The 13,223-nt window shown below is 53.8% G+C and carries 11 protein-coding genes; 4 read left to right on the top strand and 7 right to left on the bottom strand.

Going from position 1 to position 13,223, the window contains the following annotated elements; genetic code table 11:
- Window positions 1–21: 21 nt before the first annotated feature.
- The gene (locus tag NFU03_RS09285) at window positions 22–759 is read left to right on the top strand and encodes an SDR family NAD(P)-dependent oxidoreductase (RefSeq protein ID WP_251638116.1); all 738 of its coding nucleotides are present in this window, start codon (window positions 22–24) and stop codon (window positions 757–759) included.
- 71 nt (window positions 760–830) lie between these two features.
- Here NFU03_RS09285 and NFU03_RS09290 read toward each other — a convergent pair whose 3' ends face one another.
- Entirely contained in the window at window positions 831–1,181 is a 351-nt protein-coding gene (locus NFU03_RS09290; protein WP_251638118.1) for an SCP2 sterol-binding domain-containing protein, read from the bottom strand.
- 219 nt (window positions 1,182–1,400) lie between these two features.
- On the opposite strand from NFU03_RS09290, the gene NFU03_RS09295 reads away from it, so the two are divergent.
- Complete coding sequence (locus NFU03_RS09295) at window positions 1,401–3,293, top strand: putative bifunctional diguanylate cyclase/phosphodiesterase (RefSeq protein ID WP_251638120.1); 1,893 nt, start codon at window positions 1,401–1,403, stop codon at window positions 3,291–3,293.
- Window positions 3,294–3,338: 45 nt separating this feature from the next.
- Here NFU03_RS09295 and NFU03_RS09300 read toward each other — a convergent pair whose 3' ends face one another.
- Genes NFU03_RS09300 through NFU03_RS09310 form a run of 3 tightly spaced genes read right to left on the bottom strand, consistent with a single transcriptional unit; the run spans window position 3,339 to window position 5,676 of the window.
- A complete protein-coding gene (locus NFU03_RS09300) occupies window positions 3,339–5,006 on the bottom strand; it encodes a b(o/a)3-type cytochrome-c oxidase subunit 1 (protein ID WP_251638122.1) in 1,668 nt (555 codons plus the stop codon).
- Window position 5,007: 1 nt separating this feature from the next.
- On the bottom strand, window positions 5,008–5,508 hold the full coding sequence (locus NFU03_RS09305; RefSeq protein ID WP_251638124.1) for a cytochrome c oxidase subunit II: 501 nt from the start codon (window positions 5,506–5,508) through the stop codon (window positions 5,008–5,010).
- Window positions 5,509–5,532: 24 nt separating this feature from the next.
- Entirely contained in the window at window positions 5,533–5,676 is a 144-nt protein-coding gene (locus tag NFU03_RS09310; RefSeq protein WP_251638125.1) for a cytochrome c oxidase subunit 2A, read from the bottom strand.
- 301 nt (window positions 5,677–5,977) lie between these two features.
- Between NFU03_RS09310 and NFU03_RS09315 the strand changes: the two genes are divergently transcribed.
- Window positions 5,978–6,670 (top strand): glucosamine-6-phosphate deaminase, encoded by a 693-nt coding sequence (locus NFU03_RS09315; RefSeq protein ID WP_309296266.1) that lies wholly within the window; start codon window positions 5,978–5,980, stop codon window positions 6,668–6,670.
- A 768-nt stretch (window positions 6,671–7,438) separates the two neighbouring features.
- Here the strand turns inward: NFU03_RS09315 and NFU03_RS09320 are convergent.
- Complete coding sequence (locus NFU03_RS09320) at window positions 7,439–8,332, bottom strand: accessory Sec system S-layer assembly protein (RefSeq protein WP_251638130.1); 894 nt, start codon at window positions 8,330–8,332, stop codon at window positions 7,439–7,441.
- Complete coding sequence (gene secA2 / locus NFU03_RS09325) at window positions 8,332–10,707, bottom strand: accessory Sec system translocase SecA2 (protein WP_251638132.1); 2,376 nt, start codon at window positions 10,705–10,707, stop codon at window positions 8,332–8,334. Before secA2 ends, NFU03_RS09320 begins: the two co-directional genes overlap by 1 nt.
- A gap of 250 nt (window positions 10,708–10,957) precedes the next feature.
- Here secA2 and NFU03_RS09330 point away from each other — a divergent pair, with 250 nt between their 5' ends.
- Window positions 10,958–12,001: a glycosyltransferase family 4 protein gene (locus NFU03_RS09330; protein ID WP_251638134.1), complete on the top strand. Its 1,044-nt coding sequence runs from the start codon at window positions 10,958–10,960 to the stop codon at window positions 11,999–12,001.
- A gap of 111 nt (window positions 12,002–12,112) precedes the next feature.
- On the opposite strand, the gene NFU03_RS09335 is transcribed toward NFU03_RS09330, so the two are convergent.
- The gene (locus NFU03_RS09335; protein ID WP_251638136.1) at window positions 12,113–13,189 is read right to left on the bottom strand and encodes an LCP family protein; all 1,077 of its coding nucleotides are present in this window, start codon (window positions 13,187–13,189) and stop codon (window positions 12,113–12,115) included.
- Between the last annotated feature and the right edge of the window lie 34 nt (window positions 13,190–13,223).

Below are 13,223 nucleotides of genomic sequence, written 5' to 3' on the forward strand. Positions count from 1 at the left end.
ACACGAAAAGGAGCGGTTCAAATGGGCAGACTTCAAGACAAAGTGGCATTTATCACTGGCGGAGCTTCAGGCATGGGTGAAATGATGGTGAAATTGTTCACTGCAGAAGGCGCGAAAGTTGTCGCAGCGGACATTAACACAGAGGCTCTCCAAGCGAAATGGGAAGGCAAAGAGAACGTCGAATACGTGAAATTGAACGTAACTGATGCAGATAACTGGGCAGAAGCTGTGAAAACTGCAGCAGACAAATTCGGCAAACTTGATATCCTTATCAACTGTGCAGGTATCTCCACAGAGAAGTCGATGGACGACATCACTCTCCAAGACTGGCAGCGCCTGCACGACATTAACGGATTCGGTACATTCGCAGGAATGCGCGCCGTTCTTCCTTACATGAAAGAAGCAGGAAAAGGGTCAATCGTCAATATCTCTTCTTATACGGCACTCGTCGGAATGGGCTACAACCCATATTCCGCTTCGAAAGGCTCCGTCCGTGCGATTTCCCGTGCAGCCGCAGCTGAATTCGGTAAAGACGGCATCCGTGTAAATGCGGTATTCCCTGGAGTCATCCAGACACCGATGGTTGCAAACCTCGAATCATCGAAAGCAGCATTGGAAGGTCTGATCCGTATGACGCCGCTTGCACGTCTCGGACAGCCTGAAGACGTAGGTAACGCAGTGCTGTTCCTCGCGTCGGATGAAGCTTCCTATATCTCTGGTGCTGAACTTGTCATTGACGGCGGTTTCTCCGCACGCTGATCACGAATTTCCAATGAATACCAAAAACGCCTCCCATTGCGGGAAGGCGTTTTTCTGTCGTCTTCAATAATTCAAAACCGATACTTTGTCAAAATACTTTCGAGCTTCAGTGCGAGCCCGAGACTGCCTTTCACTTTCAGTTTCCCCATCATGAACGCTGTCGTTGTATTCAGTTTGCCATGCAGCAGTTTGTAGAAGTCCTCGGTCTTCATCGTCAGGATGCAATCCGCTTCCGACGGATCACCGGCCGTGACGGATGCGTGCTGGTCCGAGAGCTTCAGCACGTACTGCCCGTCTTCCGCCCCCGGCAGTTCGAATCCGTATGTGACGCTGCTTCCTTGGTACGGCGTGCTGTACTCGTTCAGCTGCCGCTCGATCTCTTCCCACGTCTTCGCCAGTCCCTCCTGCTGTTCAATCGCCAATACGTCCACCCCTTATAGTGAATTACCGTTCAGTATTAGTGTATCAAAATAGTCTGATAAAAAGAATAGCGAGTTTGCACGAAAACAGGGAGGGGAACACTAAGGGTATGGAGAAAGATTAGGTATGACCGGGGGGGCGAAAAACTGCCCAACATGCACGCAAGCAAAGCACGGGACGCCGGTACGGCAATAGTCTGCCTTTTTAGGAGGTGCATCGATGTGGATAGAAGTCACGAAGAACTGACGGAGTTCGTCAAAAAGATACAACAGCAGCAGCAGCTGTTTTTCGAACAGGCGAAACAGTTGAACTTGAGCAAGGAATCCGTCGAAGGGGTTCTGCTGGAACTGTGCAGGAACGCAGCGCAGATCATGAAAGCCGAGCGGGTCAGCATTTGGCTGTTCAACGAAGATCATACACGCATGACGGAGGAAATCACCTACACCGAAGACTCGATCGGTGTGCCGGCCGTCCGGGAAATAACGAAGGAAGAAGCAGGGGAGTATTTCAAGTCCATCACTGGGCAGCGGGTGCGCTCGGTTTCCGATGTCGCAAGTGACGAAGCGCTCGGCACACTGCCGGACGATTACTTTGCCGACTATCCGATGGCCTCTTTGATAGAAGCTTCGATCATCCTGAGTCGGGGGATCGGCGGTATGCTCTGCTGCGAGACGGTGGCGCGGAGAAACTGGTCCCTGCTCGATGAAGTCATCATGGCGGCCATCGCAGACATGCTGTCATTCGTCTTCGACCGTCTTTTCCGGCTGGAGATGGAAAGCCGGGTGCGGGAACTCGCCTATACGGACGCCGTCACCGGGATCGACAACGAGAACGCGTTCATCGAGAAAGTGAACTTCCGTCTGAGGCACGCCGGCAGGGCGATGCATGGCGGGTTCCTCTATTTGAAGATCGACCAGTTCTCGGCGATCCAGAGCGTCCTTGGACCGGAAGCTTCCCGGGTGATCCTGTCTGAGATCGCAAGACGTTTCAAACAGGCATTCCCGGCAGATTCGGTCATTGCGCGGATCGCCTTCGATCACTTCATCGTTTTCACGGAGCACGAGGGAGACCCGGTGAAAAACCGGCGCGACATGGAGACCATACTGGCGTACATGCGGAAGCCGATCCAGTACGGGGGCCAGGATGTCTACCTGACAGCAAGTTACGGTGTCGCACTGTATCCTGATCATATCAAGACGGCGTATGAAGGCATCCAGGCCGCAAAGACGGCGCTCGATTCGTCCCAGCCGCCCTCTCCGCGGAAGACACGTGCGATCTATGACCCGTCGATGTCCGAGAAATGGCAGGAAGCGATGCAGTCGGAGATGAATCTGGAAAGTGCGATGGAGCGAAACGAATTCTGCTTATATTATCAGCCGCAAGTGGAAAGCGTGTCCCATGTCATGACGGGAGCCGAGGCGCTGATCCGCTGGAACCACCCGGAAAAGGGGATCCTTTCACCAGGCACGTTCATCGGCATCGCCGAGACGACCGGCCTGATCATGCAGATCGGCGAGTGGGCGATCTGCCAGGCGTGCGTGCAACTGAAAGAGTGGGAGCAGATGGGACTTGAACAATTGACGATCTCCGTCAACGTGTCCCCGCGTCATTTCCTCTACCCCAAATTCCCCGACTTCCTGAAAGATTGCAAGGACAAGCATCAGATCGATCCGTCCAGACTGATCATCGAAATCACGGAAAACGTTGCGGTGGAAGATGAAGAGGTGGTCGAGGCACATATCCGTCTGCTCCAGGATATGGGCTTTTCGGTCTCCATCGACGATTTCGGCACAGGGTACTCGGCCTTCATCTACTTGCAGAAATTCTCCTTCCAGGAAGTGAAGATCGACCGGCAGTTCGTCCGCGGTATCGATACAGACGTGCGAAGCCGCGCCATCGTCCGCTCGATCCTGGCTCTGGCGAAAAGCCTGCATATGCATACCGTTGCCGAAGGCGTGGAGACGGAGTCGCAGCTTCGGCGGCTCGAGGCGCTCGGCTGCTTTGAAATCCAAGGGTTCTACTTCAGCAAGCCCGTGCCGATCGAGGAACTGAACGGCTGGCTCCTGAGCTCGCCGCGGTTCCCGAATCTCCAGCTGCCGCTTGAGGCAACGTGAAAAGACGGACAGCCCCCTGCGCTGTCCGTCTTCTTATATATGTTGTCAGCTCCGGCCGATCGGGAACTTGAATGGCACTGAACCCGGAGGAGAGTGCTTGATGATATCGATCATCGGAATCGTATAAGCGAATGCGATGAGCGCAATCGTGATGCCGACCCATAGGTACCAGTTTTCGAGGATTTTCGGCGTCTTCTGCGCGTCCGTATCTTCTTCCGCAATCGGGAACTCCTCGACGCCTTTAGGAGCGAAGAATGCGAGTTTGATGAAGATATACGTCATGAGCAGGATGCCGACGAACAGGATCGTACCGCCGATCGCCTGTGCAAGCTGATAGCCGATCCACGTATCGACTTGTGCACCGCCTGCATAATTCGAGAACGCGGATCTCCGTGGGCCGCCGAGGAGACCTTCGATGTGCATCGATGTCGACATGATCAGCATGCCGACCGTCCAGATGATCGACTGGATGATGCCGAGTTTGTTGAGCTGTGGTGTCAGGCGGCGTCCGGTCAAGTGAGGGACGAGCCAGTACGCAATACCGAAATACGTCAGGATGACCGTCGTTGCGACCGTCAAGTGGAAGTGGCCGGTCACCCAGATCGTATTGTGGATGAGCGCGTTCATCTGGTGGGAAGCGTTGATGATCCCGCCGATACCGCCGGGAATGAACGCCACCATACCGATGAACGGCGCGAGGAACCGGACATCGCCCCATGGCAGTTTCTTGAACCAGCCGAACAGACTGCTGAAACCTTTTCTGCGCCCTGTAATTTCAAACGTCGCGAAGATCGAGAACGCTGTCATAAGCGACGGGATGACGACCATCATTGTCAGCACTACTTGGATGAATTTCCATGTCGGATCGATGCCCGGCTCTGTCAGCTGGTGGTGGAAGCCGACTGGGATGGAAAACATGAGAAGCAGAATGAACGCAAGACGTGCGAGCGAATCACTGAACAGCTTGCCGCCGATGATTTTCGGGATGATCGCATACCAGGCCATGTACGCCGGCAGCAGCCAGAAGTACACGAGCGGGTGACCGAAGTACCAGAACAGTGTCCGGCTGACGAGTACGTTGATCGTATCGGTCATACCGAGTGACCATGGGATGAATTGGACGACCACCGCAATCGCGACACCGAGTGACGCGATGACCCACATGAGCATGTTGATGACGACCATGAACGCGAGCAGAGGGGATTTCTCGCCCTTATGCGCTTTTTTCCATACATACAGCTGGCGGAAATTCGTAAACGCCGAGATCCAGCTGCCGATGATGACGAACGCAAGCCCGAAGTAGAACGCCGGGTGTGCGGCAAGCGGTGCATAGAATGTGTACAGCACGTTCGCCTGGCCGACGAGGATCGTGACCGCAGCCATGACAGTACCGACGAGCATCATCCAGAACGAAATCCAGCCGACCATGCGCTGTTTGTCGGAGATGCCGACCGTCTTGCCCATGAGTGCGAATTGGAATCCGATGATGAAGAACGTCGTCAGGACGAGGCCGAGGATGACGCCGTGCACCGTCAGGATCGTATAATAGTTGATGTTGAACGGGAGCGTGAACCGGCCGGAGCGGACGAATGTCTGCAGGAGGCCCATCAGCCCGCCGACCAAGAGCGACGTGAACGTCACATACATGAACGACATGTACAGCCGCGCGTCTTTTTTCGGGAACAATTGAAGGTTTCTTTCTGTCGCTTCCATGTTAATACACCTCTACCTTTCCGAACATCTGGTGGTGTCCGATGCCGCAGTATTCGTTACAGACAATCGTATACTCACCCTTTTTCTTCATAACGGTTTCATACCGGCTGATGTGGCCAGGCTCGACCATCATGTTGACGTTCGTGCCGGCAACTTGGAAGCCGTGTACGACGTCCTTTGTTGTAATCGTGAACAGCACCGTGGAACCTTGCGGGATGCGGATCGTTTTGACAGGTTTCTCGTCTTTATCGACACCGAAATCGTAGTTGAATGTCGAAGCGACAATATTCACCTTGTACTTGCCGTCCGCCACTTCCTGCAGGCCGAGGTTCTCGGGCTTGAAGTTATCATAGGCTTCAATATTATTTTGATCGATCATGTCCAGGCTGCTTTGCGGGTGGGTGCCTTTCCAAAACGCGGCAAACCCGATAACTAATAAGAAGACAACTAATGAGGCCATCCCGAATGCGAGCCAGATTTTTTCATATTTGTGCAGATGCATAGTTTCTGCTCCTTTCTCCGTCCATTATCTTGAAATGAAAAGCCAATACGCGCCAAACCACGAGCCGACCATCAGGATGCCGAGGATCATGACCATGATGAAAGTCCCTTTCAAGTTGGATCCTTCATTCGCAGCAGGAGCCTGGCTGTTCGGGTGTTTCTTTGCCATTTCGTTCACCGCCTTCGTTTCTTGTCTGAATTTGTTTTTTGAACTACTTTCATCATATTGATTCTGCGAAATTTAAATACTAGGGAATTCCCTAGTGTTTTAGTCACGGGAAAGAAGTTCACACTTTGTTCATACATACACCACAGTTTAGACAATATATTTTTCCCGGCCTTCCCGCTTGTTTAGGGGAAGGCACTGTAGGGGATAGGGGAAAGTGGAGCGTTTGTTGACCGATGGGGCCGCACACTTTAAAATGAGGAAAGTAATTATCCATGAAAGCAGGGGGAGCCATATGAAAAATATCCAGACGATCACAGTGGACAGCAAGGAACAGGGAGCGGAGGAAATCTGCAATATCGTCCGCGGAGAACTCGAAGCAGGACGACTGCACGTCCTCGGACTTGCGACAGGCAGCACAATGGAACCGGTCTATGAAAAGATGGTGTCATCCAACCTCGATTTCTCGGATGTCACAGCGTTCAATCTCGACGAGTACATCGGCATCCCGGCCGATCACGAAAACAGCTATGCCTACTATATGAAGAAGCACCTGTTCTCGAAGAAACCGTTCAAACAGACATACATCGAAAACGGCATGGCGGAAGACCTCGATGCGGAGTGTGTCCGCTACGAAACACTGCTGAAAGAGAACCCGCTCGACATCCAATTCCTCGGCATCGGGGAAAACGGCCACATCGCTTTCAATGAACCGGGAACATCTCCGGAATCGGTGACTCACGTCGTCGAACTGACACAGTCGACGATCGACGTGAACAGCCAGTATTTCAGTGAAGATGAAACGATGCCGACCACCGCACTGACAATGGGGATCTCCTCCATCATGCAGGCGAAGAAACTCATCGTCGCAGCATTCGGCGAAAAGAAACGCGCCGCGCTCGAAAAACTGTACGCAGGCGAAATCTCGACCGAATGGCCCGTGACGTACCTGCTCGACCATCCTGACGTAACCGTCATCACCGACCAGAAGTTCTAATATAATAGAAGGAAGTTGAAAAAGGCTGCCCGCGGGCAGCCTTTTTTGGTTTGGGAGAAGGGGGAGTGATGGGGGAAACGGAGGGGAAACCCGGGGAACCGGTACCTGCGGGAAACCGGTACCTGTGCGTCACACAATTCAGACACTATTCAGACAACAGAGATGCTAGTGAGAAGCCGGGAACGCTTTAGTGACCGGCAAGCGGCGGTTTGGCGTCGTGGGGGAAGAAGGGGAGCTCTTAAATGCCCTTTCGGTGGGAAAATAGGATCGTGCGGGAAGAAGAAGGGCTCTTAAGTGCCCGTTTGTTGGGAAAATAGGGTCGTGCGGGAAGAAGAGGGCCTCTTAAGTGCCCGCCCGGCGGAAAAATGAGGTCGAGCGGGAAGAAGAAGGGCTCTTAAGTGCCCGTCCGATGACAAAATGGCCTCGCTCGGGCAGAAGAAGGGCTCTTAAGTGCCCGTCCGATGACAAAATGGCGTCGCGCGGGCAGAAGAAGAGCTCTTAAGTGCCCGCCCGGCAGGGAAATGGCGTCGCGCGGGCAGAAGAAGGGCTCTTAAGTGCCCGCCCGGCGGTAAAATGGCGTCGTGCGGGAAGAAGAAGGGCTCTTAAGTGCCCGTCCGATGACAAAATGGCCTCGCTCGGGCAGAAGAAGCCATCTTTATTGCCGGAAACACGTTGCTATGGACTCGCCCAGTAATAAGCACCCGTCCCTAACGCCCCGCACCAACACAAAAAAGCCCCCGCGCGCAGCGGGGGCTTCTATCCAACCTATTATTGAGGCACGCGGATCGTCCAGCGTGAGAAGTCCGGGTTTTCATTCGATACCATTTCTTTCGGGTAGATGAACGTCCACGGCTTCGTCGTGTTTGCATTGACCGGCAGCGAGCCGATATCGAAGGAGCCGCTTGCGACCACTTCACCGGACGCATCGATCAGCTCCAGCGGAAGTTTTTCGATGTTGATCTGCTTCGAGTGGCCGTTTCGGATGAAGACCGACGCGGCAATGCTGCCGTCGTCCTGCTTGACCGCCTGGAATCCGGCGATGTTCACTTCGCGCGGTTTCAGTTTCGGCAGGTTGCTGACGACTTCCTCAAGCGCTTTCTTCTGCTCGGCCGGAAGTCCTTGTTCCCAAGACTCTTCCAATTCGAGTTTGTGCGGCACCATCGACTGGACGTTGAATGCCAGTTTCCAGTTTTCCTTCGGCGGCTCTTCGACGAACAGGTTGTCCTTCGTGAAGACGAACACCCATGGACGGGCACTGCGCGGCTGGATTTCTCCGAGTTCATTCAGGTCGAACTGCTGGGAGCCGATCGTTTTGCCCTCTTCATCGAGAAGCATCAGTTCGACTTCGCCGACTGTGATCGCCTGGTCGAGTGACGAACGGAAGAACGCTTTGACGAGGAAATCGCCTGTTGCCGGTTCTACATCGATATCGATGCCGGACAGCGAAATCTGGTTCGGTTTGAGCGGCTCGAGTTCGTTCGCCAGAAAGCGGAATACATATTCCTGTTCCTGCGGGAGCTGCCATGACGGGTGGAGCGACAGCGCCGTTTCGATATCTTCATCGCCGCTTTGTCCGCCTGTACCTGCCATCAGTTCCTCTGAACCGATCGTGCTGTCTTTGCCGGTCTTCTCCGTCTTTTTAAACATTGAAAAGAAATTCATCAGTTAACCTCCTGTGCTTGTTCTTCCTGCTGATCAGTCAGGATCTTCATGAATTGGATCACTTCTGCTGCAATACTTCGGCGCAGCTTCTGGTAATGCTTGCCGAACAGTTCCAGACCTTCCCGCTGATAAATCCGCATCGGATCTTCCTGTCCATATGACCGGAGTCCGATCCCTTCTTTCAGGCGCGTCATCACTTCGAGGTGCTTCACCCACATCGAATCGATATGGCTCAGCATCACTTGCGGAATCAGCTGGTTCACCTGCTCATTATCCTCAAACGAACGGACGTATGCAACCAATTCATCGATTGGTCCTTCATAGAACTTCACAATCTGCGCTGGTTTATCGAACTTGCGCGGCAGTTCGACCGGCTGGTGCAGCAGGCTGTTCATCGTCGTTTCGATCCGCTCGAAGTCCCATTGGTCCGGTGTTTCGCCATCCGGACAGCTGTCGTAGACGACGAACTCCATCGTCTCATGCAGCATCTTTTCCAGCGTGCCGATAATGTCTTTGCGTTCCAGCACATTATCACGCAGCGCGTAGAGGACATTCCGCTGATCGTTGATGACATCGTCCAGCTTCAAGTTGTACTCCCTCATTGAATAATGGGATCCTTCGACGATCCGCTGCGTCCGCTCTGTCAGTTCGTTGACGTCCTTGTTCAGCACGAGTCCGTTTTTGTCCGTCTCGATCTTCTTCGTGAATTTTTCCAGGTCGTCCTTCGCGAACCGTTTGAACATGTCGTCTTCAAGCGACAGGAAGAAACGGGATTCGCCTTTGTCCCCCTGCCGTCCCGAACGGCCCCGCAATTGGTTGTCGACGCGGCGGCTTTCGTGCTTTTCCGTCCCGAGCACGAACAGTCCGCCGAGATCTTCCACCCCTTCACCGAGAACAATGTCGGTTCCGCGGCCTGCCATGTTCGTCGCGACCGTAATGTGGCCTCTTTGACCGGCATTCGAGATCAGTTCGACTTCCTGCTCGACACTTTTCGCATTCAGCAGATTATAGTCCAGTTTGTATCCATCCAAATATTCGACAACTTTTTCCGACTGCAGGATCGACGTCGTTCCGACAAGGACCGGCTGGCCGGCATCATGCCGTTTTACGACTTCTTCCGCCATCGCTTTGTACTTCTGATCCACTGTTTCGAAGACAAGATCCGGCTGATCAATGCGCTGGCGCGGGCGGTTCGTCGGGATCTGGATGACTTGCATGTTATACACTTCGCGGAACTCTTTTTCCTGTGTTTTCGCAGTTCCCGTCATCCCGCACAGCTTCGGATACATCCGGAAGTAGTTCTGGATCGTGATCTGGGCCTGCGCTTTGTTTTCGTCAGTGATCGGCAAGTTCTCTTTCGCTTCGATCGCCTGATGAAGACCGTCCGACAGTGTCCGCCCTTCCATGATACGGCCGGTGAACATGTCGACAAGCTCGATTTTCTCGTCTTTGACGATATAGTCGACATCGCGCTTGAAGATGACATGGGCACGGACCGCCTGGATCATGTAGTGGTACAGCGTCTGGTGCTCAAGGTCGTACAGATTGTCGACGCCGAACGCTCTTTCGACTTTTTCGATGCCGGCTTCCGTGAGCGCTGTCGATTTCGTTTCGTCATCGAAGTCGAAATCGACACCTTGCTTGAACCGTTTGGCGAGCCGTGCGGCGATCATATGCAGGTCGGCATCGGCCTGCATCTTACCCGCGACGATGAGCGGTGTTTTCGCTTCGTCGATCAGGACGCTGTCGACTTCATCGATAATCGCGTAATGATAAGGGCGCTGCACTTTCTGGCTGATATGCTGGGCCATGTTGTCGCGCAGGTAGTCAAAGCCGAATTCCGTCCCGACTCCGTATGTGATGTCGGCGTCGTACGCTTCTTTCTTCTCGAGCCCCTGCATCATCGGCACGTTCAGCCCGACCGTCAGCCCGAGGAAACGGTGGATCTGGCCGATCTGGTCGAAGTCCCGGCGAGCCAGGTAATCGTTGACGGTGATGACGTGGACACCTTTGCCTTCGAGCGCACGTACATAAGAGGGGAGGGAGGCGACGAGCGTCTTCCCTTCGCCTGTCGGCATCTCCGCGATGTTTCCTTCGGCGAGCACCATGCCGCCGATGAGCTGCACGTCGAAGTGGCGCATGCCGAGTACACGTTTCGACGCTTCCCGCACGACTGCGAACGCTTCCGGAATGATGTGCTGGATCGTTTCACCTTTTTCGATGCGCTCTTTGAATTCGACGGTTTTTGCAGCAAGCTGTTCGTCGGTCAGACCGGTATAATCGGATTCGATTTTATTTATATGATCCACGACTTTGCGGTATTTTTTGAGCTGCCGGTCAGTCGTTTGATTTGATCGTCTGAAGATGGATAGCATATAGTTAACGCTCCTTTATATCGTCCATTACTCGGACACGACTCTATTTTATCAAACTAGACGGGAAAAGACTAGAAGCGCGAGGGAAAGGTTGCGAAAAATAGGAGTATCCCGCATGTTTTACGGGTAATGAGAAAGTAACCGCTCTGTGAATCCGTAGAAAAATTGATTCGCAGAGTGCTTTCTGCCTGCCGCCGTGTTATAATACGGATGGCTGAAACTAAAAATGAGAAACACAGGGAGGAAGGACATGTTATTCCTGGCAATGGCAGCTGCATTCATCGGCGCCATCATACTAACTCCGCTTGTTATAAAATTCGCATTCCGGATCGGCGCTGTCGACCGTCCCAACTATCGTAAAGTACACGCTGCTGTCATGCCGCGTATCGGAGGCCTCGCGATCTTCGGTGCGTTCCTTATCGGATATGCCCTGCTGCTACCGAAGGATGAACACGCTGCCGGCATCCTGATCGGCGCGGTCATCATCATTGCAGTCGGCTTCTTCGATGATATGCTTGAAATCACGGCGAAAGCGAAAGCACTCGGCCAGCTTGTGGCGGCGATCGTCGTCATCACAGTCGGCGGACTTCAGATCGAAGTGCTCAACCTGCCATTCATCGGACAAATCGAATTCGGATATTTAAGTATCCCGATCACTATATTATGGATCGTCGGCATCACGAATGCCATCAACCTGATCGACGGGCTGGACGGACTGGCTGCGGGAGTATCGACCATCGCACTCATCTCGATCTCCGTCATGGCACTCATCATGCAGGATCCATTCGTCCTCGCGACGGCAGCCATCCTTGCGGCGAGCTCGCTCGGATTCCTGATCTTCAACTTCCATCCCGCCAAGATCTTCATGGGGGATACGGGATCGCTGTTCCTCGGCTTCATGATCTCCGTGCTGGCGCTGCTCGGCTTCAAGAATGTCGCAGTCGTCTCACTGGTCATCCCGATTATTATGCTTGGTGTTCCGATTTCCGATACATTCTTTGCAATCGTCCGCCGGATCCGCATGAAACAGTCGATCACGGCACCGGACAAATCGCATTTGCACCACTGCCTGCTGCGCGCCGGGTTCTCCCACCGCCAGACAGTGCTTGTCATCTACAGCATCGCAATCCTGTTCGGAATCGCAGCTGTGCTGTTTTCTCAGGCGACCGTCTGGGGAGCGATCCTGCTGCTCGGCGTCATCCTGCTCGCAATTGAACTGTTTGTCGAAATCATCGGTCTGGCCGGTACCAACTACCGCCCGATCCTCAATCTGGTCCGCATGATCGGAAAATAATACGAAGGCTGTCCCGGAGAAACTTTCCGGAACAGCCTTTTTTAAATGCCGTTTTCCTTGATGAATGAAAAAACATGCCCGGGCCGTCTGCCGGCCGGGCATGCTGCATGTTCAATATTCGGTGTCGTCCGTGCTGCCGTCATCCGGCTCGCTGTCCGCCGGCTCTTCAAGTCCAGAGACCGATCGATCGTCATCCGGGACGAGAGGGGAGATGAGGCCGAGATGGGACTGGAGGATGAGGCGCTTCTGCTGCAGGTCCTCTTCGTTCAGTTTCCAATAGTAGACGCCTGTCGACCAGTCATCATCGCCTTCGATTGTGAGCGTATCGACAGCGGGCATGCCGCCTTTCGCGTATTCGAGGAACGACAGCATTTCGTTGTACTGCATGTTGGTCTTGATATTGTTGCCGAGCGCGTCGATCACATCGCCGAATTTCGTGATGGCGGCCGGTGATTTCGCTTTTTCCATCATCGCCTGGATGATCATCTGCTGGCGCTTGCCACGTTCGATGTCGTTGTCCAGTTTGCGGGTTCTTGCCAGTGCCAGGGCATATCGGCCGTCCAGCGTCTGCAGGCCTGGCATCAGATGGATCGTGCCGGCGTCCGTTTCATCTTTTTCGATCCGTTCATACGGCACCTCGACTTCCACGCCGCCGAGCGCATCGACGACATCGATGAATGCGTTGAAGTTTGTCTTCAAGTAGTAATCGATCGGTATATCGAGCATCTCTTCGACGGTCTCGACGGTCGCTTTCGTTCCGCCATAGGCATTCGCATGCGTAATCTTGTCCTTATAGTCGACTTCCGGGATATAGACGTAGGAATCGCGCGGGATGCTGAGCAGCTTGACGGTCTTCAGCTTCGGGTTCAGCGTCGCGACGAGCAGGGCATCGGCCCGGCTGTTGCTGTCACCCTGCTGTCTGTCGTCGCTGTCATCCACCCCGATGAGCAGCACGGAGACATTGTCCTTCGCCGGCTGGATATGCGTCTCATTATCAGTTTTGCGAGGGGTCCGGTCCGGGATGGCCTCGTAGGCGCGGTCGGCGGCGAGCTCAGCCTTCTTGTGGAGGGTGACGCCGTAGATGCCGACTGCAAACAATGCAGCGACGGTCATCGCCAAACCGATCTTCAGCACAAGTCTCGTTTTGGACGATTTGCGCTTCGATTTCCTGTATTCGTTTCGTTTCATGTATGTGATGGCCTCCGTTACTCTGTTTTGCCGA

Source organism: Sporosarcina sp. NCCP-2716, from assembly GCF_023707985.1.
Classification (GTDB): Bacteria; Bacillota; Bacilli; order Bacillales_A; family Planococcaceae; genus Sporosarcina.